We start from the raw sequence: 19,930 nt of genomic DNA, 5'->3' as shown, positions 1-19,930 counted from the left end.
CGCTCGCCCCACTCCCGCCCGCCCCGCTGCCCCGAGATTCCGAAATGTTGGCATCTCGGCGCTCGCAGCGGGTGTTCGCGGAATCTCGGGGTATCGGGTGCGGCGAGTCGTGGAACCTCAGCGACCGGACAGCGCAGGGACGAGATCGAGCGGCGCCGGGGACCGTCCCGCACACGACCCCTCTCGTTGCGGTCCCGTCCCGCTCCTCCTGCTCTGGAGGTCCCGAGATTTCGGAACCTCGGCGACCGCAGCGTGCGTTCGTGAAACCTCGGCGCCTCGACACCGGCGAGTCGTGGAACTTGAGCGGACATGAGTGGCGAGTCGCCGGTGACCGCTCGGCGGACGACGCGGGGTGCGCCCGCACCGCCGGCAACGCACTGGAGGCCCGGTGCCGGTTCCAGGAACCGGCACCGGGCCTCCAGTCGGTCGACCCGCAGGGCTTCCGACGTGCCCGCGACGGTCCCACGCACCACGCAGGGTGGTGGGGCCGCCCGCCCACGTCAGCGACGCAGGGTCGCGCGCGCCAGGCGGTTGCCGATGAACTGGCCGAGCTGCACGATGACGACGATCGCCGCCACCGAGACGTAGACCACCCACCAGTCGTACCGCTGCGAGCCGTAGGTGATCGCGTACTCACCGAGTCCGCCGCCACCGATCAGCGCACCCTGCGCCGTCATGTCGACGATGCCGATGTAGATGAACGTGTAGCCGAGGATCAGCGGGCCGAGGCCCTCGGGGATGAGCACGGTCAGCAGGATCGAGACGGGGTGCGCGCCCGAGGCCCGAGCCGCCTCGACCACGCCCGGGTCGACCGACAGCAGGTTCTGCTCCACGATCCGGGACACCGCGAACGCCGCCGCCAGCGAGATCGCGAACGTCACCGCCGGGACGCCGATCGTGGTCTGCACGACCACTCGCGACAGCGGCGCGATCGCGGCGAGGAAGATCACGAACGGGATCGGGCGGATCAGGTTCACGAACACGTTGAGGACCGTGTAGGCGGTGCGGTTGCCGAGCACGTTGCCGGGCCGGGTCGCGTAGAGCAGCAGGCCGAGCGCGAGGCCGATGACCCCGGCGATGACGAGCGAGACGAGCGACATCACGATGGTGTCGCGGATGGCCGCCAAGAAGACGTCGAACGTGTCGATCACGCTCTGGAACGAGTTGTTGTTCACGCGGCGGCCTCCTCGTCGGTCGTGACGCCGTCGGCGCGGAGTGCGGCGATCGCGGCGTCGATGGCGCCGGACGCATCCGAACCGCCGGCCGCGCCGGACGAGCCGGACGCGACTGCCGCGCCGGACCCGCCGGCGGGCGCGCTCAACTCGTAGGTGAGCGAGCCGATCCGGCGCTCCCGGATCTCGCCGACCCCGCCGTAGACCAGCTCGGCGGTGACCCCGGCGGCGCGGAAGGCGGCGTCGATGCGGTTCTGCAGCCCGGCTTCGTCGGTGATCTGCACCGTGACGAGCCGACCGGGGTGGCGGTCCCGTAGCCGCCGGAGCGTCTCGGGGGAGGGCCGGTCGTGCAGTGCGGTGCGGACGAAGCGCTGCGCGGCACCGGTCTTCGGCGCGGAGAAGACGTCGTAGACGTCCCCGACCTCGACCACCCGCCCCTGCTCCATCACGGCGACGCGGTCGGCGATCTGGCGGACGGCGTCCATCTCGTGGGTGATGACGATGATGGTGACGCCGAGCTCCCGGTTGACCCGGCGGAGCAGCGCGAGCACCTCGGACGTGGTGTCCGGGTCGAGGGCGCTGGTCGCCTCGTCGGCGAGCAACAGGTCGGGCGACGCCGCGAGGGCACGGGCGATGCCGACACGCTGCTTCTGCCCGCCGGACAGCTGCTCCGGGTAGGCGTGCGCGCGCTCGAGCAGGCCGACGAAGTCGAGCAGCTCGGCGACCCGGCGGTTCCGTTCCGCCTTCGGCACACCGGCGACCTTGAGCGGGTACGCGACGTTGCCGGCGATCGTGCGGGAGCGGAACAGATTGAACTGCTGGAAGATCATCCCGATGTTGCGACGCGCCAGACGGCGGTCCCGCTCGGGGATCGCCGTCAGCTCACGGCCGGCGACGGTCACCGTGCCGGAGCTCGGCAGCTCGAGCGCGTTGACCAGGCGGACCAGGGTGGACTTGCCCGCACCGGAGTACCCGATGACGCCGAGGACCTCTCCCTGGTGCACGTCCAGGGAGACGTCCTCGACGGCCACCACGGTCTCGCCGGTGTCGGCGCGGCGGTAGTGCTTCGAGACGCCGCGGAGTTCGACGAGGACCGGCACTACTGCTTGGCCGCCTTCGCGTCCTGCTCGACCTGGGCGAGCTCGTCCTGCAGCTTCGAGGCGCTCTCGTCGCGGGCGACGGCCTCGGGCAGGTCCTTCGCGAAGGCCTTCTGCACGGCGTCCTCCTGGAACAGCTCCGCCAGGTCGAGGTACGTCTTGTTGCCCTTGTCCTCGTCGCGGACGGCGAACACGTTCACGTACGGGGCCGCGCTCGCGCTCGAGGGGTCGTCCTGGTAGATCGCGTCCGAGATCGGCAGGCCAGCCGCGGTGGCGAAGTTGTTGTTCACGACGGCGGCGGCGACCGAGCCCTGCTGCAGGGCGTTCGCGGTCTGCGAGGCGTCGAGGGGCTGGACGTCGACCTTCTTCGTCTCGATGTCGTCCGCGGTGGAGAACGCCGAGCCGCCGGCCTTGAGCGTGATGAGGTCCGCCGCCTGCAGGATCAGGAGCGCACGCGCCTGGTTGATCGAGTCGTTCGGGATCGCGACCTTCGCGTTCGCGGGCAGCTCGGAGGGCTCGTCGTACTTCGTCGCGTAGAGCGGCAGCGGGTACACGGCGGTCGAACCGATCGGCTGCAGGTCGTCGTTCGAGGTGACGTTGTAGTCCGCCAGGTACTGGATGTGCTGGAACTGGTTGATGTCGAGCTGGCCGTCCTTGAGCGCCGGGTTCGGCAGCGAGTAGTCGGAGAAGTTCGTCAGCTTCACCGTGACGTTGAGCTGCTCCTTCGCGAGCTTCGTGTAGGTGCTCCAGTAGCCGAGCGACTTGTCCGCGACACCGATCGTGACGGTCTTCGGGGCGGCGTCACCGGCGGCGCCGGCGTCGTTGCTCCCGGAGCGGACGGCTCCGACGATGACGGCGACGACGATGGCCACGACGACGATCGCGGCGGCGACGATCCAGCCGATCGGGCGCTTGCCCTTCGGCTTCTCGGGCAGTGCGGGGGCTGCGGACATGCTGGTGCTCCTCGTGGGCCGTGCGTGTGGGGGAGCCGCGGTGGTCCGCGGCGTGGAGACGAGTGTGACGTGCGCCCCACCCCCGGAGCGAGTTCCGTTCCGCTGTGTTACGCGGCACTCGACCCGTGTCGCGTCCGTCGCGGGACGCGTCCCGGCAGGACTTGGTTGACTCGCACCGTGCGCAGCATCGAACTCGTCCTCGGCCCGGAGTCGGACGCCGCCGTGCGGTCGGCGTGGCAGGCCCTGATCGACGCCGACCTGCCGAGCCTCGGGCGGCACCCGTCCCCGTCGAACGCCCCGCACGTCACCCTGGCCGCCGGGGAGACGCTGCCCGTGCCGGCGGGGTTCCGCACGCCGGTCCCGACGTCGATCCGGCTGGGCGGGCTCCTGCTCTTCCCCGCGGGTGCCGGTCGTTCGGTGCTCGTGCGCGCGGTGGTCGTCGACGAGGCGCTCACGACCTTCCACGGCGAGGTGCACGCGATCGCGCCCGGCGGCGTCGAGACGTCGCTGCCCGGGCACTGGTCGCCGCACGTCACGCTGGCCCGCCGCGTGCGTGACGAGGACCTGCCGAGCGCCGTTGCTGCGCTGCGCGCCGTGCCCCTGCCGGAGACGCTCGACGTCGGTGGCGTCCGGCACTGGGACGGTGAGACGCGGACGATCACGCCGCTCGCGCTCACGACCGACTAGCGGGGCACTGCCTGGAGGCCCGGGTCAGGTCCCGAGCACGCGCTCGCCGAACGCGGATGCGAACGTCCGCTCCGGGTCGGCTCGGGCGACGAGGTCGCGGAAGTCCGCTAGCCGCGGGTACAGCCCGGCGATGGCCGCGTGGTCGAGTGAGCTCATCTTGCCCCAGTGCGGACGGCCGTCGAATGCCGCGAGCCGGGCCTCGAGGTCGGGCAGGAGCGCGGCGACCTCGGCCGGGTGCTTCTTCCACGTGAAGGCGATGCAGAGGACGTCCTCGCCCTGGGTCGGGCTGAGCCAGAACCCGTCGGCGGCCATCGTCCGGAGTTCGCAGACGTGCAGGTGCGGCTGTATCCGGTCCGCCAGCCCCCGGAGCGCGTCCAGGGCGGCCGCCGCGTGCCGGAGGGGGACGAAGTGTTCGCTCTGCACCTCGGACCCGTGGCTCGGGACGGATCCGATCGGGAAGTGCGGCAGTCGGTCCCACCACGGGCCGACCGAACCGTCGCGGGCGGTGCGGCGGTCGTCACCGGGGGTGCCGGGCAGCCGGGGTGCGCCGACGAGTGCGTCCGGGACGGGCACGTCGTCGGCTCCGTCGGGCACGCGCGACTTCACCAGGACCTCACTGATCGCGTCGCCGAACACCGTGTACGCGCACACCGAGTACCCGGCGGCGTGCACCTCGGCGACGTTCGCCGTGAAGGTGTCCCACGGGATCGCGCCGTAGACGTCCTGACGCATCCGGTAGGCCGGTTCGACGTCGAGCGTCACCCGGGCCACGATGCCGAGCAGTCCGAGGTGCAGCACGGCCCCGTCGAACGCCGGGTCGGTCCGGTCGATCGTGCGCGCGGTGCCGTCCGGCCCGAGCACCTCGAGCGCGCGCACGGCGGTGGACAGCGAACCGAGCGTCGTGCCGGACCCGTGGGTGCCCGTGGCGATGGCCCCGCCCACCGAGATGTGCGGGAGAGAACCCGTGTTGTGCAGGGCGAACCCGGCGCGGTCGATGTCGGCCGCGACGTCGCCGTACCGGGTGCCGGCGCCGAGCGTCACGGTGCGCTGCTCGGCGTCGACGACGAGGTCGGTCGGGATCCCGGTCAGGTCGAGCAGGACGCCCGCGGTGTCGGCGACGGCGTTGAACGAGTGGCGTGTGCCGAGGCCGTGCACCCGATCGGCGTCGGCCACGACCTGGGCTGCCTCGTCGATCGACGCCGGACGGACCACCCGTTCGGCCGTGTACGTGACCGTGCCGGACCAGTTCAGCTCGCTCGTCGTCGACCGCATGGCGCCCACCCTGCCACGCGGTCCGGAGACGGGCGTGGGCCGGGCGCCGGTCCCGTCACGGGTTCGGCGTCCGGCCCTGCTCGTCGGTCAGTGCGCGAGGCTCGTCGGTCAGTGCACGGGCGGGGGCGTCGGCGCGCCCTCGGGCAGTTCCGGCCGACGGACGAACACCGAGGCCAGGATGCCGAACAGTGAGATGACCGCGCCGACCAGGAAGGCGGTGCCGACACCCGAGGCGGTGGCCACGGCCAGGCCGTCGGCTCCGGAGCCCTCGACAGCGGTCGCCGCACCGATCGTCAGCAGCGTGACGAAGAGTGCCGTGCCGGCGGCCCCGGCGAGCTGCTGCGCCGTGCCTAGCACCGCGCTGCCGTGCGAGTACAGCTTCGGGGGCAGCCCGCCGAGCGCCGCGGTGAACAGCGGCGTGAAGGTCAGGGCCAGGCCGATGCTCAGCACCACGTGTGCGCCGAGGACGAACCACACGCTGGTGTCGACGTCCACGGTGGAGAGCGCCCAGAGCACGGCGCTGACGATGATCGAACCGGGAATGAGCAGCACGCGCGGGCCACGGCGGTCGTAGATGCGACCGACGATGGGGGAGAGGAGCCCCATCAGCAGCCCACCGGGGAGCAGCAGCAGGCCGACCTGCAGCACCTCGAGCCCGAGGACGCGCTCGAGGTAGATCGGCAGCAGGATGAGCGTGCCGAACATCGCCATGAAGCTCAGGCCCATCGCGACGATCGGCACCGTGAAGCCGCGCGTGCGGAAGGTGCGGAGGTCGAGCAGGGCACTGTCGGTGCGCTGCAGACGGGTCTGCCGGACGATGAACACCGCGAGGGCGACCGCGCCGACGACGAGCGCGCCCACCGGGACGGCGAGACCGGTCGTGGCGGCTTCACCGATGCTGGAGAGGCCGTAGACGATCCCGCCGAAGGCGAAGGCGGACAGCAGCACCGAGAGCACGTCGATCGGGGCCTTGCGCGGCGTCGAGACGTTCTGCACCTTGACCATGCCGAGGATGAGCGCGGCGATCGCGATGGGCAGGACGAAGCCGAACAGCCAGCGCCACGAGAACGCGTTGAGGATGAGCCCGGAGATGGTCGGCCCGATCGCCGGTGCGACCGAGATGACGATCGAGATGTTGCCCATGATGCGGCCGCGGTGGGCCGGGTCGACGAGGGTCAGGACCGTCGTCATGAGCAGCGGCATCATGATCGCGGTGCCGCTGGCCTGCACGATGCGGCCGACGAGCAGGACCGTGAAGCCCGGCGCGAGCAGGGCGATCAGCGTGCCGAGCGAGAAGAGCCCCATGGCCCAGACGAAGACCGGGCGGGTGTTGAAGCGCTGCAGCAGGAACCCGGTGATCGGGATGACGACCGCCATGGTGAGCAGGAAGCCGGTGGTCAGCCACTGACCGGTCGCGGCGCTGATCCGGAGGTCGTCCATGAGGCGGGGCAGCGCCACACCCATGATCGTCTCGTTGAGGATGACGACGAACGCGGAGACGAGCAGCAGCCCGATCACGAGTCGGGTCTCGGCAGCGGACGGCTGCGAGACGCTCCCGGTGCGCGGGGCGGAATCGACGGCCTGGGTCATGCGGGTGCTCCTGGTGGGTCACGACGGGTGGAACGGGTGTGGCGCAGGACGCGCAGACAGGGCAACCCCCTGAGTGGATGCGATTATTCCGCTTCGCTCCGACATCCGCAGGTGAACGATCGGTGCCGCGCGATCCGTCCTCCCGTCGGGCTCGCTCAGTGCAGGATGGCGAACCCGTCGGCGTCACCGTGCGGCGCGACCGTCCGGAGCGTGACGTCGGTCACGGTCGCCGAGGGCGGACCGGTGCGGAGACACTCGACGAGCGAGTCGACCGCGACCGACGGGCCCTCGGCCTCGACCTCGACCGTGCCGTCGAACAGGTTCCTGGCGTACCCGACGAGGTCGAGCCCGTCGGCCTTCCGCGCGGTCCAGTACCGGAAACCGACCCCCTGGACCGTCCCCGACACCACGGCGTGCACCCTCGTCACCGTCGTCATGTCCTCACGCTGTCCGCGGCGTGGCCCCGGGAGTTTTCGGTCCCGTGACGATCTGTTTCCGGCTCGTGACGAGCCGACCGCTGCGGCAATGATAGTGTCATCCCAACCCGAACACTTCGAGTCAGATTGACACTATCTTCACCATGGACGAAGCAGGCATCCGCGTCGCGGTCTCCACCGTGATCGTCGCCCTGCGCCCGCACCCCGACACCGGGGCTCCGGCGCTGTGGATGCCGCTCGTCCGCCGCGTCGCCGAGCCGTTCGAGGGGTCCTGGGCGCTCCCCGGCGGCTGGGTCGGCGACGACGAGGGGCTCGAGGACTCCGCAGCTGCCCGACTGCGCGAGACGACGAACGTCCAGCCGCGGTACCTCGAGCAGCTCTACGCCTTCGGCGACGTCGGACGCTCCCCGAACCGGGTCGTGTCGATCGTGTACTGGGCGCTCGTGCACCCGGACGAGGCGAACGTCGTGCCCGACGACTGGAACGTCCGGTGGTTCCTGGCCGACGAGCACCCGCCGCTCGCCTTCGACCACGACCGCATCGTCGAGTACGCCCTGTGGCGGCTGCGCAACAAGATGTCGTACTCGCGGATCGCGCAGGCGTTCCTCGGCGACCGCTTCACCCTCGCCGAACTCCGGGGCGTGTACGAGGCGGTGCTCGGCCGAGCGCTCGACCCCGCGAACTTCCGTCGGCAGGTCGAGAAGACCGACGCGGTCCTGCCGACCGACGAGACCACGAGCGGGGGCCGGCACCGTCCGGCCCGGCTGTACCGCTCGAACCCCGACCTGGCCTACGCGGACAACGGCCCGCTGCAGACCGGAGCCGATCAGCACCAGCAGCGGAACCGATAGGAAACCCCGTGTCCATCGCCACGACGATCGAACTCATCTCCAACGGCCAGGCCGGCGGCAGCACCTGCACGCCCGACCTCGCCGTGCCGACGTGGGACTTCGACTCCCGCCCCGGGTACGGCCCGGGGTCGTCGATGTCCGACGTCATCCCGACGAGTGCCCCGCGCCAGGGTGTCCTGCCCGACGAGTACAAGACGGCCCCGACCGACGAGCTCCACGAGCGCATCGAGCGGGCGAAGGCCACCCTCGGGGACCGGGTCGTCGTCCTCGGGCACTTCTACCAGCGCGACGAGGTCGTCCGGCACGCGGACTTCCTCGGTGACTCGTTCCAGCTCGCGAACGCCGCCCTGACGAAGCCCGACGCCGAGGCGATCGTGTTCTGCGGCGTGCACTTCATGGCCGAGACCGCCGACATCCTGGCCCGCGACGACCAGCGCGTGATCCTGCCGAACCTGGCGGCCGGCTGCTCGATGGCGGACATGGCCGACATCGACAGCGTCGAGGCCGCGTGGGCCGAGCTGACCGCGGTGTACGGCACCGAGCCCGACGCCGACGGCCGCGCCCCCGTGATCCCGGTCACCTACATGAACTCCGCCGCCGACCTCAAGGCGTTCTGCGGTCGCAACGGCGGCATCGTCTGCACCTCGTCGAACGCCGCGACCGTGCTCGAGTGGGCGTTCGAGCGCGGGCAGCGCGTCCTGTTCTTCCCCGACCAGCACCTCGGCCGCAACACCGCGAAGGCGATGGGCATCAGCACCGACCTGATGCCGATGTGGAACCCCCGGAAGCCCGGTGGGGGCAACACAGCCGCGGAGCTGCTCGAGGCCAAGGTCATCCTCTGGCACGGCTTCTGCTCGGTGCACCGCCGCTTCACCGTCGACCAGATCGACCAGGCCCGCCGCGAGCACCCGGGCGTGCAGGTCATCGTGCACCCGGAGTGCCCGATGGCCGTCGTCGACGCCGCCGACCACGCCGGCAGCACCGACCTGATCCGGAAGACCGTCGCCGCGGCCACCGAGCCGACCACCTTCGCGATCGGCACGGAGATCAACATGGTGAACCGGCTCGCCGCCGAGTACCCGCAGCACACGATCTTCTGCCTCGACCCGGTCGTCTGCCCCTGCTCGACGATGTACCGGATCCACCCGGGCTACCTCGCCTGGGTGCTCGAGGCGCTCGTCCGCGGCGAGGTCCTCAACGAGATCGTCGTCCCCGCCGACGTGCAGGCGGACGCCAAGGTGGCGCTCGAGCGGATGCTCGCCGCCAAGCCCCGCGGCTGACACGCGAGCCCGACGAACGAGGGAGACCACCGTGCACGTCGTCATCGTCGGCTCCGGCATCGCCGGGCTGACCGCAGCGATCCGCGCCAGTGCCCTGCACGACGTCACCCTGGTGACGAAGGGGGCGCTCGCCGACAGCGCCACCGCGTACGCCCAGGGCGGCATCGCGGTGGCGCTCGGCGCCGACGACTCCGCGGCGCTGCACCAGGCTGACACCCACGTCGCCGCGGCGGGCAGCGCCGACGCCCGCGCCGTCGAGGTCCTCTGCACCGACGGCCCGGCCCGCGTCCGCGACCTGCTCGCCCTCGGGGTGCCCTTCGACCGGTCGTCGGACCCGGCGACACTCGACCGGTACGGCGACGACCTCGCCCGCGGCCGTGAAGCCGCGCACGGCCGGTGGCGCGTCGTGCACGCCGACGGTGACGCGACCGGGGCCGCCATCGAACGCACCCTCATCGCGGCACTGCACCGTCGACACGTCACGATCCTGGAGCGCACGAGCCTGACCGACCTCGTCGTCCGCGACGGGGCGGTCGTCGGCGTCGACGTCCTCGACCTGCTCGGGGAACCCCGCCGGCTCGACGCGGACGCCGTCGTCATCGCGTCCGGGGGAGCGGGACACCTGTACCGCGAGACGACGAACCCCCTGGTCGCGACCGGCGACGGGGTCGCCGCCGCCTGGCGCGCCGGTGCCGTCCTCGCCGACCTGGAGTTCGTCCAGTTCCACCCGACCCGGCTGGCCGTCCCCGGCGGCGGCCTGGTGTCCGAAGCCGTCCGCGGTGAGGGCGCCGTCCTCCGCGACGCCGCCGGGAACCGCTTCATGACCGACGTGCACCCGGACGCCGAGCTCGCCCCACGCGACGTCGTCGCCCGTGGCATCGCCGCCGCGGTGCGCGACCAGGGCGGCGCACCCGTCCTCCTCGACGCCACCGGCCTCGACGCCGGGTTCCTGGTCACGCGGTTCCCCGGACTCACCCGGGCCACCCGCGCCGCCGGGTTCGACTGGACTCACGAGGGTGTCCCCGTCGCACCGGCCGCGCACTACTCGATGGGCGGCATCGCCACCGACGCCGAGGGCCGCACCAGCCTGCCCGGACTCCTCGCCGTCGGTGAAGCCGCCTGCACCGGGGTCCACGGCGCCAACCGGCTCGCCTCGAACTCCCTGCTCGAGGGACTCGTCTTCGCGGTCCGCGCAGCGGACGCGGTCGCTGCACCGCGACCCGGCCTGCTCCGCCTGCGCGGGGACGCCGGTCTCCACGTCACCAGCGTGCCCCGAGCGGCCGACGCGATCTGCGCCTCCCCCCACCTGCTCGGCCGTCACGCCGCTCCGCAGGCTCCGCAGCGCGCCGGAACCGGCAGGCGTGGGCCCAGTCCGGCCCTGCCTGGAGGCGCGACCCGCCTCGACGACGTCGGTGCCGTCCGACAGGCGGTCCAGTCCGTCATGACGGACCGCGTCGGGCTGCTCCGTGACGCCGTCGGGCTGGCCAGCGCGCGCCGCGAGCTCGACGCGCTGACCGCGCCGACCGGCGGCGGCGTGCGTGAGCACGAGGACCTGGCGCTCCTCGACCTGGCGCGACTCGTCGCGCTCGCCGCCGAGACCCGCACCGAGTCGCGTGGGGCGCACGCCCGCACCGACCACCCCGACACCGACCCCACCGCCCCGGCCTCGTACGGCTGGGTCGTCGACCACACCGACGCACATCCCGACGAGCACACGGACGAACGCGCCGACGGCTCCGCAGTCGTCCCGCAGGAGGTACCCGCATGACCACCGACCCCGGCACCATCCCGCCGCACGCGCTCCGTCGCGTGATCGAGACCGCGCTCGAGGAGGACGCGCCCTGGGGCGACGTCACCAGCGAGACCCTGATCCCCGTGGAGGCGACCGCGACCGCGACCCTCGGCGCGCGCGAACCCGGCGTCCTGAGCGGCGGGGCGGTGTTCGTCGCGGTGATGCACGCCGTCGACCCGTCGATCCAGGCCGTGGTGCACGTCGCCGACGGCATCCGGTTCGTGGCGGGCGACGTCCTCGCGACCGTGACCGGATCGGCGCGCGCCGTGCTGCGGGCCGAACGGGTCGCCCTGAACCTGGTCCAGCGGATGTCGGGCATCGCCACGGCCACCGCGGCCCACGTCGCGGCCACCGCGGGCACGTCCGCGCGGATCGTCGACACCCGGAAGACGACGCCGGGCCTCCGAGCACTCGAGCGGTACGCCGTCCGGTGCGGTGGCGGACACAACCACCGCACCTCGCTGTCCGACGCCGTGCTCGCCAAGGACAACCACCTGGCGGTGCTCCTGGCCGGCGGCATCGGCATCGGCGACGCGGTCGCCCAGGCCCGCCAGCGGCTCGGGCACACCGTGCACGTGGAGGTCGAGGTGGACCGGATCGACCAGATCGAACCCGTCGTCGCGGCCGGGGTCGACACGATCATGCTCGACAACTTCACGCCGGACGAACTCGTGACCGGGGTCGGCATCGTCGCCGGGCGTGCGCTCGTCGAGGCCTCGGGCGGCGTGTCACTCGACACCGTCGCGGCGATCGCGGCGACCGGCGTCGACGTCATCTCGGTCGGCGCACTGACCCACTCGGCGCGGGCGCTCGACCTCGGGCTCGACATCGACGTCGCGGTGCCGACGGAGCACGTCGCGGTGCCCGTGCGGGACTGACGTGTTCTACCTGGACCGCGCCGCCACGACCCCGGTCCGCCGCGAGGTGCTCGAGGCGATGTGGCCCTACCTGACCGGGGTGTTCGGCAACCCCTCGTCGACGCACGGGGTCGGGGACGAGGCCGCGCGGGGACTCACCGCCGCACGGGCCGCCGTCGCCGGGGTGCTCGGGTGCCGGCCTGCCGAGGTCGTCTTCACCACCGGCGGCACCGAGGGCGCGAACACCGCGATCAAGGGGATCGCCCTCGCCGCGCCCCGCGGTCGGCACGTCGTCACGAGCGCCATCGAGCACGAGGCGGTGCTGGAGAGCTGCGCGTACCTCGCCCGTTTCCACGACTTCGACGTCACCGTGCTGCCCGTCGGGCCGGACGGCCGCGTCGACCCGGCGGTGCTGCGCGCAGCGCTCCGCCCGGACACCACGCTCGTCTCGATCGCGCACGCCGACAACGAGATCGGCACCGTGCAGGACGTGCCGGCGCTCGCCGAGGTGGCGCACGAGGTCGGGGCGCGGTTCCACACCGACGCCGTGCAGTCCGCGCCGTGGCTGCCGATCGGGCTCGACGTCCTCGGCGTCGACGCGCTGTCGCTGTCCGGGCACAAGCTCGGCGCCCCGAAGGGCACCGGTGTGCTCGCCGTGCGCTCCGGCGTCCCGCTCGAGCCGCTGCTGCACGGTGGCGGGCAGGAGCGCGGGCGGCGGTCGGGCACGGAGGACGTGGCCGGTGCCGTGGCGGTCGCGACGGCACTCGGGTCGGCCTCGGCAGCAGCAGCGTCCGACGCGGCGACCACCGTGCGTGACGCCGTGCTCGACGGGGTGCTCGCAGCCGTCCCCGGCGCGTTCGTCACCGGGTCGCGGGAGCACCGGCTGCCCGGGCACGCCTCGTTCTGCTTCCCGGGCGTCAACGGCGAGACCGTCCTGCTCGAGCTCGAGCAGCGCGACGTCGTGTCGTCGTCGGGCAGTGCGTGCGCGGCTGGCAGCACCGAGGCGTCGCACGTGCTCACGGCGCTCGGGATCCCCGAGGACGTGGCCCGGACCGCCCTCCGCCTGACGTTCGACGCATCACTCACGGCCGACGACGTCCCGCTCGTCGTCGCTGCCGTGGCCCAGGCCGTCGCGACGGTCCGGGCCCTCGGCTGAGGTGTACTAGACGTTCTACTCCATCTCTGGGTACGTGTCCCCTCTTCTGCGGACAACCGATCTGCGCCAGAGTGTTGCCATGGCCAACGCGATGATGACCCGGACACGACGGGACGACCGCTTCCGAGCGGTGCAGCTCCTGCCGGCGCCGGCGACCCTCGTCGCGCTCGCCCTGGCAGCGCAGCACGACCTCGGCACGGCCCCCCTCGGGCTCATCGCCGTGGTCGGTGCGCTCGCGACCGCCGGGAGTGCCCTGCTCCCGATGGTCCGGCCAGCAGCCGCCCACCGGTCGATGCCAGCACCGACCGAGACGGACCGGTACCGAGAGGACACCGAACACCCTTGAGGTCCACCACCGTGCGGTTCCCCTGAACCGAGCCGCGCGGTGGACCCAGACCGGGTGCCGATTCCCTGATCGGCGTCCGGCGCGGGGCGCGACGTTCCCCCTGTCGTCGTGTCCCGCCGTACACCGCGATCCCGCCGTGGGTCGACGTCCGCACCCCTGAGCGGCGTCGGTTCCCCTGCAGCCCACGGCGGGTTCCGGTCCACCGGTAGCGTCGTCGCATGCCCTCGTACCGCGTGACCCTGGCCATCGGTGCCCTCGCTCCCGGCACGGCACCGGACGCCGTCCTGCCCGCTGCCGCACGCCTGGTGCGGGCGCACGCCGTCGTCGAGGCCGAGGACGTCCGGCTGCTCCGCGGGGTGCCCTGTGCCGTCGTGCGCTTCGAGGCCGAGGACGACCGCGCCGCCGCGGCCGTCCGTGACGCCACCGTCGACGGCCTGCGGGACGTGGTCGAGATCCGATCCGACGTCGTCACCCGCCGCGAGGGTGGCCGCTGGGTGCCCGTGGCCTGACGTTCAGGCCGTGTGCGTCGCCGGTTCCGGTGTGCCCGGCCAGACGTAGTCGAGGTCGTCCTGCACGTCGGGGAACAGCTCCCGGTAGTGCTCCGGCGCCTTCTGCACGAGCTTCGACCGGTGCGACACGTGCAGGGCCTCGTCGTCGTTCCACGGCGGGATCGGCACGTCGCCGCGCTCGTACGCCGCCAGGTCCTCCGGGACACGGCCCAGGTCGAGCAGGGTCTTCTCCAGGCAGGTGTCGGCGTACCCGCGCTCGGCCCACACCCGGCAGGTCGCCTCCTGGTACGCCATCAGTGCCGGCCGGTAGCCGCGCCACATCGCCGTCACCGGGTGGTGCTGCCACCCGTAGTCGGGGAGCGTGAGCGCCCGCATCACCTGCAGGGTCTCCACCCGCTGCTTGCCGAGCCGCCGGTCGTCCAGGACCTCGGCCGATGCCCGGAAGTCCGCGTACGGCAGGAACGTCTGCATGGCGCGGACGCTACGCCGGACGACTGGCATCCGACACATGTCGTCACGAACGTGCCGCCCTGCCCGGCACCGTGTGAGCATCGACCGCATGAGCGGAGAACTGGTCGTCGGCGTCAGCGGCAGCCCATCGGACCCCTCGCGGACCTCGACCCTGGTCGCGGCGACGGTGGCCCGTCTGTCCGAGGAGATCGACGGTGCGCGGACCGAGACGATCGAGATCGGCCCGCTGCTCGCCGACCTCGGTGCGGCGACGAGTCGCGAGGCGATGTCCGACCGCACCCGACGGGCCCTCGAGACGGTCGAGGCCGCCGACGTGCTCGTGGTCGGCAGCCCGGCCTTCCGAGCCGCCTACTCTGGCGCCTTCAAGCTGTTCTTCGACTGGGTCGGGCAGTACGACCTCGTCGACACCCCGGTGCTCCTGACCGCGACCGGCGGCAGCGACCGGCACGCACTGCTCGTCGAACACCAGATGCGCCCCCTGTTCGGCTTCTTCCAGTCGACGACGCTGCCGCTCGGGGTGTTCGGGAACGAGCGGGACTTCACCAAGCGTGAGGGCGGCTACGACATCGCCAGCATCGACCTCGAACTCCGCATCGACCAGGCCGTGCGCCGGGCCGTGCCGCTCATCCGTGGTGGCTTCGCCACCGCCGGACTCGACGACGTGCGGCGCCCCGCCGACTTCTGACCGGCGCGCTCGCGCCTGGCTCTTCCGGGCGTACCTGGTGTCTCCGGGCGTACCTGGTCAGAACTTCTCATCAGGTACGCCCGGAACGACCTTGCATCGCGCGTGCGATGGGAAGGAACGGGCGCGACCCAACGTGTCCAGCAGACGGACGGGAGGCCCGTGGCGACGCCGCCACGGGCCTCCCGTCCGTCTGTGGCTCAGCCGAGCAGGGAGGCGACGTGCGCGACCGCCAGGCGGTAGCCGTCGGCGCCCGCACCGGCGATGACCGCCGTCGCGGCGGTGGCGACGTGGTCGACGTGGCGGAACGGCTCGCGCTTCCACGCGTTCGACAGGTGCACCTCGACGACGGGGACCGACAGGGCCTCGACGGCGTCGTGCAGCGCGACCGACGTGTGCGCGTACGCGGCGGGGTTGATGACGACCGCGGCGAAGTCGTCGAGGGCCTCGTGCAGCCACTCGACCAGCTCGCCCTCGCGGTTCGTCTGGCGGAAGTCGGCCTCGAGCCCGTGCACGGCCGCCTCGGTGTGCACGATCGCCTCGATCTCGGCGAGCGTCACGGTGCCGTACTGCTCCGGGTCGCGACGCCCGAGGATGTCGAGGTTCGGGCCGTTGAGGACGAGGATGCGCGACGAGTCGGTCATGGCGAGAGCCTAGCGAGGACGAGGAGCACAGCGCGGGCCGGATGATGCATGCCCTGGCTATGTGAACGGTCACAATCCGGTGTAACGTCTCCGTCCGGGTCGGCAGAGTTGTCGACTGCAACACACTGACGTGGAGATGTTGAATGGTTCTCGCTGCAGCGAACACAGGGATACGGCTCGACCTGGGCTGGGTCGACTACCTGATGATCATCGTGTACTTCGCGGTCGTCATCGGGATCGGGTTCACCGCCCGCAAACAGGTCCGGACGAGCATGGACTTCTTCCTGTCCGGGCGGTCGATGCCCGCGTGGATCACGGGTCTGGCCTTCGTGTCCGCGAACCTCGGTGCCACCGAGATCCTCGGCATGGCGGCCAACGGTGCCCAGATCGGCATGGCGACCCTGCACTACTACCTCGTCGGCGCCGTGCCCGCGATGGTGTTCCTCGGCCTCGTGATGATGCCCTTCTACTACGGCTCGAAGGTCCGGTCCGTGCCGGAGTTCATGCTGCGCCGCTTCGGCAAGGCCCCGCACCTGGTGAACGCGATCGCGTTCGCGGTGTCGAACGTGCTCATCGCGGGCATCAACCTCTACGCGATGGCCATCGTGATCGAAGCCATGCTCGGCTGGCCTGAGTGGTTGGCGATCATCGTCTCCGCCGGCTTCGTGCTCGTCTACATCACGCTCGGCGGCCTCTCCAGCGCGATCTACAACGAGGTCATGCAGTTCTTCGTGATCATCGCCGGGCTCATCCCGCTCACGATCGTCGGCCTGCACCGCGTCGGCGGCTGGGACGGTCTGTCGAAGGCCATCACCGAGACCCAAGGCGTGCAGCACCTGCAGGCGTGGGCCGGCACCGGCTTCGGCGACGTCACGAACCCGATCGGCGCCAACTGGCTCGCGATCGTGCTCGGCCTGGGCTTCGTGCTCGGCTTCGGCTACTGGACCACGAACTTCACCGAGGTGCAGCGCGCGTTCTCGGCGAAGAACATGTCCGCGGCCCGCCGCACCCCGCTCATCGCAGCGATCCCGAAGCTCTTCATCCCCGCCATCGTGGTGATCCCCGGCCTGATCGCCGCGGCCGTCGTCGGCAACCAGTTCGCCGACGGCACGCTGACCTACAACGACGCGATCCCGAAGCTCATCCAGATGTACCTGCCGACCGGCGTGCTCGGCATCGCGGTGACCGGTCTGCTGGCGTCCTTCATGGCCGGCATGGCGGCGAACGTCTCGTCGTTCAACACCGTCTTCACGTACGACATCTGGCAGCGCTACATCCGCCCGAACATGCCCGATCTGCACTACCTGAAGACCGGTCGATGGGTGACCGTCGTCGGCGTCGTGGTCGGCATCGCGACCGCGTTCATCGCGGCCCAGGCGTCGAACATCATGACGTACATGCAGACGCTGTTCTCGTTCTTCAACGCACCGCTGTTCGCCGTGTTCATCCTCGGCCTGCTGTGGAAGCGCATGACGACACAGGGCGCGCTCTGGGGGTACGTCCTCGGCATCGTCACCCCGACGATCACCTGGATCGCGTACCTGGTCAACCCGGACCTGTTCGCCACCGCGACCGCGGAGACCCTGTACGGCGCGATCATCTCGTTCGTCACCGTGCTGGTCGTCGGTTTCGTCGTCTCGATGCTGACCAAGCCGAAGGACGAGAAGGAGCTGCGCGGGCTGGTCTACGGCATCGGCAAGATCGACCTGCACGGTGACTCCGTCGCGACCGACACCGCCTGGTACCGCTCGCCCGCCCTGCTCGGCACCGTCGCGCTCGTGCTGTGCGTCGTCCTGTACCTCCCGTTCCTCTGATCCGCGAAGGAGATCACCACCCATGAGTGACACCACCACCCCCGGCGCGATGACCGAGGAGCAGAAGGCCGCCCTCGTCCGCTCGACCCGCCGGCTCGACCTGCGCCGCATCCTCGGCGGCCTGTTCGTGCTCTACGGCGTCATCACGACGATCGTCGGCATCGTGCACTGGAACACCGACCCCGAGAAGACCGGCGGCATCCACATCAACCTGTGGGTCGGGATCTCGCTGCTCGTCGGCGGGCTGCTGTTCTTCCTCTGGGACCGCCTGAACCCGGTCCCCGCCGAGGACATCATCGGCCAGGCCGAAGCCGAGGCGCACCAGCGTGCCGCGGGCGAGGGGCGCGAGCTGGCCTGAGGCCGCTCGGTCGGGCGTCCCCGGCCTGACGCAGAACGACGAAGTCGCTGTCGCACGACAGCGACTTCGTCGTTTCCGGCCTCGGCGGCGGATGCCTTGACCGGGGCTGAGCATGGCGAGTAGCATTGATATGTCGATCGGGTGCTGCTCGGTCGAAAGTGATCCTCGGATGTCCTGCAGCCAGCGCGGGCCCGAGGATTTGCGCTTTCCGGGGGCGTCCGTCAGGAGACCAGGATCGGGCTCGTCGGTCGGTGGTCCCCGGCGAGGCCGGCAACATGAGCCCCGCAGGCGATGTCGGCCAACGCGAGGAGCGGCTCCTCGGACGGGTTGAGGTGCTCGAACCGCAATCCATGCCCGACTCCGCGATCCCGGAGTGCATCGAACATCGCCCGGTCATCCTTGTCACGGGCGGGTCCGCGCGTCTCGAGGACCACGTGTCCGACCTTTCGCAGCTCGAGTTCGTGCACGAGGCGTTCGATGCACCGTCTTCGCCGGCGTTCGGTCCGTGCCACGGCGCCGTCGTACCGGACCACGATGACGGCCACCGCATGCCGCAGGAGATCGAGCCACGAGATGCGCTGGCTCGGTAGTGCCTCGTACCAGTGCAGCTTCCGCATCCGCCGAGGGGTCGCCCGTCGAACCGCCTCGCGGGCTTCGTCCTCGCCGTTGATCCGCATGATCACCGCAGCGAGGACGTACGCAGTGTGGTCCCGTCCTCCACCGGGTTCTGACTCGTCCACGTACGCCCGCATCCAACCAGCATATTGTGTACCGGTTGGTTCCCCCACGAAACGGTTGCGCGCTGGTCCAGGTGGGTCCAGGTTGAGCGTGACGAAAGGAACCGCCATGGACACGATGGTCTTCATCAACCTGCCCGTCACGGACCTCGAGCGCTCGAAGGCGTTCTACGAGGCACTCGGGTACTCGATCAACCCGGCGTTCAGCGACGACACCGCGGCGTGCGTGGTGGTGAGTGACGCCATCTGCGTGATGATCCTGACGACTGCGAAGTTCGCCGAGTTCACCGACAAGACGATCGCCGACGCCGACACGATCGAGGTCATCAACTCCCTCAGCGCACCGTCGAAGGAGGACGTCCACCGCATCGTCGACGCCGCGGTCGCTGCCGGCGGCACCGAGGACCGCCCGGAGATGGACCTCGGCTTCATGTACCAGCGGAGCTTCACCGACCCGGACGGACACCGCTGGGAGTACGTGTGGATGGACGAGCAGGCGACGCAGGACGGCCCGCCCGCCGAGTGAGCCACGCGCTGTCGGCGGCGCCCGCCAGGATGGTCGCATGAGCACCGAGCCCGTCGACGCCCCGCCCGTGCCCGACCTCGTCACCGGCGACGACGGCCTCGCGCGCCCGGTCTGGGCCTCGTCGGACGAGCTCCTGCGCGAGTACTACGACAACGAATGGGGCATGCCCGTCCGCGACGAACGCGGGGTGTTCGAACGGCTCTCGCTCGAGGCGTTCCAGTCCGGGCTGTCCTGGCGCACGATCCTCGCGAAACGACCGGCGTTCCGTGCAGCCTTCGCGGACTTCGACGCCGACACCGTCGCGGCGTTCGGTGAGGACGACGTCGCCCGCCTGATGGCCGATGCCGGGATCGTCCGGAACCGCGCGAAGATCCTCGCGACGATCACCAACGCGAACGCCACGATCGCCCTGCGGCAGGACGGCGGGCTCGCCGACTTCGTGTGGTCGTTCCGGCCGACGACGACGCCCGAGCCCCACTCGTACGCCGAGGTCCCGACGAAGTCCGACGAGTCCCTCGCCCTGTCGAAGGCGCTGCGGAAGCGCGGCTTCGCCTTCGTCGGGCCGACGACGATGTACGCGCTGATGGAAGCGCTCGGCATCGTCGACACCCACCTGATCGGCAGCCACCGGCGCGGGACCTCCGGCGTCTGGAGCTGACGGGCGAGCACGGACGCGCAGGACGACGCCGCACGTGCGCC

Annotated in this window: 22 protein-coding genes; 13 read left to right on the top strand and 9 right to left on the bottom strand. The window is 71.2% G+C overall.

Features of this window, described 5'->3' with window-relative positions; genetic code table 11:
* Nucleotides 1-500: 500 nt before the first annotated feature.
* Genes KK087_RS15590 through KK087_RS15580 form a run of 3 tightly spaced genes read right to left on the bottom strand, consistent with a single transcriptional unit; the run spans nucleotide 501 to nucleotide 3,222 of the window.
* Complete coding sequence (locus KK087_RS15590) at nucleotides 501-1,175, bottom strand: methionine ABC transporter permease (protein ID WP_214529670.1); 675 nt, start codon at nucleotides 1,173-1,175, stop codon at nucleotides 501-503.
* Nucleotides 1,172-2,272, bottom strand: coding sequence for a methionine ABC transporter ATP-binding protein (locus KK087_RS15585; RefSeq protein ID WP_214566515.1), 1,101 nt, complete (start codon nucleotides 2,270-2,272; stop codon nucleotides 1,172-1,174). The genes KK087_RS15590 and KK087_RS15585 overlap by 4 nt, the downstream gene beginning before the upstream one ends.
* Nucleotides 2,272-3,222 (bottom strand): MetQ/NlpA family ABC transporter substrate-binding protein, encoded by a 951-nt coding sequence (locus KK087_RS15580; protein WP_214566513.1) that lies wholly within the window; start codon nucleotides 3,220-3,222, stop codon nucleotides 2,272-2,274. Before KK087_RS15580 ends, KK087_RS15585 begins: the two co-directional genes overlap by 1 nt.
* 177 nt (nucleotides 3,223-3,399) lie before the next feature.
* Here KK087_RS15580 and KK087_RS15575 point away from each other — a divergent pair, with 177 nt between their 5' ends.
* Complete coding sequence (locus tag KK087_RS15575) at nucleotides 3,400-3,909, top strand: 2'-5' RNA ligase family protein (RefSeq protein ID WP_214566511.1); 510 nt, start codon at nucleotides 3,400-3,402, stop codon at nucleotides 3,907-3,909.
* Between the two features lie 24 nt (nucleotides 3,910-3,933).
* Here the strand turns inward: KK087_RS15575 and KK087_RS15570 are convergent, their stop codons facing one another.
* The 3 genes from KK087_RS15570 to KK087_RS15560 form a co-directional block, all read right to left on the bottom strand.
* Nucleotides 3,934-5,181, bottom strand: coding sequence for an FAD-binding protein (locus KK087_RS15570; protein ID WP_214566509.1), 1,248 nt, complete (start codon nucleotides 5,179-5,181; stop codon nucleotides 3,934-3,936).
* 108 nt (nucleotides 5,182-5,289) lie between these two features.
* A complete protein-coding gene (locus KK087_RS15565) occupies nucleotides 5,290-6,771 on the bottom strand; it encodes an MDR family MFS transporter (RefSeq protein ID WP_214566507.1) in 1,482 nt (493 codons plus the stop codon).
* A 155-nt stretch (nucleotides 6,772-6,926) separates the two neighbouring features.
* Nucleotides 6,927-7,208 (bottom strand): acylphosphatase, encoded by a 282-nt coding sequence (locus KK087_RS15560; RefSeq protein ID WP_214529664.1) that lies wholly within the window; start codon nucleotides 7,206-7,208, stop codon nucleotides 6,927-6,929.
* A gap of 143 nt (nucleotides 7,209-7,351) precedes the next feature.
* Here KK087_RS15560 and KK087_RS15555 point away from each other — a divergent pair, with 143 nt between their 5' ends.
* From KK087_RS15555 to KK087_RS15525, 7 genes are all read left to right on the top strand, one after another.
* Nucleotides 7,352-8,059: an NUDIX hydrolase gene (locus KK087_RS15555; RefSeq protein WP_214529663.1), complete on the top strand. Its 708-nt coding sequence runs from the start codon at nucleotides 7,352-7,354 to the stop codon at nucleotides 8,057-8,059.
* A gap of 8 nt (nucleotides 8,060-8,067) precedes the next feature.
* Entirely contained in the window at nucleotides 8,068-9,339 is a 1,272-nt protein-coding gene (nadA, locus tag KK087_RS15550; protein ID WP_214566505.1) for a quinolinate synthase NadA, read from the top strand.
* A 31-nt stretch (nucleotides 9,340-9,370) separates the two neighbouring features.
* Complete coding sequence (locus tag KK087_RS15545) at nucleotides 9,371-11,107, top strand: L-aspartate oxidase (protein ID WP_214566503.1); 1,737 nt, start codon at nucleotides 9,371-9,373, stop codon at nucleotides 11,105-11,107.
* On the top strand, nucleotides 11,104-12,009 hold the full coding sequence (gene nadC / locus KK087_RS15540) for a carboxylating nicotinate-nucleotide diphosphorylase (protein ID WP_214566501.1): 906 nt from the start codon (nucleotides 11,104-11,106) through the stop codon (nucleotides 12,007-12,009). The genes KK087_RS15545 and nadC overlap by 4 nt, the downstream gene beginning before the upstream one ends.
* Nucleotide 12,010: 1 nt before the next feature.
* The gene (locus KK087_RS15535; RefSeq protein ID WP_214566499.1) at nucleotides 12,011-13,144 is read left to right on the top strand and encodes a cysteine desulfurase family protein; all 1,134 of its coding nucleotides are present in this window, start codon (nucleotides 12,011-12,013) and stop codon (nucleotides 13,142-13,144) included.
* 79 nt (nucleotides 13,145-13,223) lie between these two features.
* On the top strand, nucleotides 13,224-13,490 hold the full coding sequence (locus tag KK087_RS15530; RefSeq protein WP_146249020.1) for a hypothetical protein: 267 nt from the start codon (nucleotides 13,224-13,226) through the stop codon (nucleotides 13,488-13,490).
* A 218-nt stretch (nucleotides 13,491-13,708) separates the two neighbouring features.
* Nucleotides 13,709-13,999: a hypothetical protein gene (locus tag KK087_RS15525; RefSeq protein ID WP_214529657.1), complete on the top strand. Its 291-nt coding sequence runs from the start codon at nucleotides 13,709-13,711 to the stop codon at nucleotides 13,997-13,999.
* Nucleotides 14,000-14,002: 3 nt separating this feature from the next.
* Here KK087_RS15525 and KK087_RS15520 read toward each other — a convergent pair whose 3' ends face one another.
* Complete coding sequence (locus tag KK087_RS15520) at nucleotides 14,003-14,470, bottom strand: MSMEG_6728 family protein (RefSeq protein ID WP_214545283.1); 468 nt, start codon at nucleotides 14,468-14,470, stop codon at nucleotides 14,003-14,005.
* Between the two features lie 88 nt (nucleotides 14,471-14,558).
* Between KK087_RS15520 and KK087_RS15515 the strand changes: the two genes are divergently transcribed.
* The gene (locus tag KK087_RS15515) at nucleotides 14,559-15,155 is read left to right on the top strand and encodes an NAD(P)H-dependent oxidoreductase (protein WP_214529655.1); all 597 of its coding nucleotides are present in this window, start codon (nucleotides 14,559-14,561) and stop codon (nucleotides 15,153-15,155) included.
* A 197-nt stretch (nucleotides 15,156-15,352) separates the two neighbouring features.
* Here the strand turns inward: KK087_RS15515 and aroQ are convergent, their stop codons facing one another.
* Nucleotides 15,353-15,796: a type II 3-dehydroquinate dehydratase gene (gene aroQ / locus KK087_RS15510; RefSeq protein WP_214566497.1), complete on the bottom strand. Its 444-nt coding sequence runs from the start codon at nucleotides 15,794-15,796 to the stop codon at nucleotides 15,353-15,355.
* 143 nt (nucleotides 15,797-15,939) lie between these two features.
* Between aroQ and KK087_RS15505 the strand changes: the two genes are divergently transcribed.
* Nucleotides 15,940-17,610 (top strand): sodium:solute symporter family protein, encoded by a 1,671-nt coding sequence (locus tag KK087_RS15505; RefSeq protein ID WP_214529653.1) that lies wholly within the window; start codon nucleotides 15,940-15,942, stop codon nucleotides 17,608-17,610.
* Nucleotides 17,611-17,632: 22 nt separating this feature from the next.
* Nucleotides 17,633-17,968, top strand: a complete 336-nt coding sequence (locus KK087_RS15500) for a hypothetical protein (RefSeq protein ID WP_214529652.1) — start codon at nucleotides 17,633-17,635, stop codon at nucleotides 17,966-17,968.
* 221 nt (nucleotides 17,969-18,189) lie between these two features.
* Here KK087_RS15500 and KK087_RS15495 read toward each other — a convergent pair whose 3' ends face one another.
* Complete coding sequence (locus KK087_RS15495; RefSeq protein ID WP_214566495.1) at nucleotides 18,190-18,720, bottom strand: DUF3800 domain-containing protein; 531 nt, start codon at nucleotides 18,718-18,720, stop codon at nucleotides 18,190-18,192.
* A gap of 94 nt (nucleotides 18,721-18,814) precedes the next feature.
* On the opposite strand from KK087_RS15495, the gene KK087_RS15490 reads away from it, so the two are divergent.
* Nucleotides 18,815-19,231 carry a VOC family protein gene (locus tag KK087_RS15490; RefSeq protein WP_214529648.1) on the top strand — a complete coding sequence of 139 codons (417 nt, stop codon included), beginning with the start codon at nucleotides 18,815-18,817 and terminating at the stop codon, nucleotides 19,229-19,231.
* A gap of 37 nt (nucleotides 19,232-19,268) precedes the next feature.
* Nucleotides 19,269-19,889, top strand: a complete 621-nt coding sequence (locus KK087_RS15485; protein WP_214545286.1) for a DNA-3-methyladenine glycosylase I — start codon at nucleotides 19,269-19,271, stop codon at nucleotides 19,887-19,889.
* Nucleotides 19,890-19,930: the final 41 nt, after the last annotated feature.

This window comes from Curtobacterium aurantiacum (genome assembly GCF_018598555.1).
Taxonomy (GTDB): Bacteria; Actinomycetota; Actinomycetes; order Actinomycetales; family Microbacteriaceae; genus Curtobacterium; species Curtobacterium aurantiacum.
This window is presented reverse-complemented; position numbering and strand designations above follow the sequence as displayed.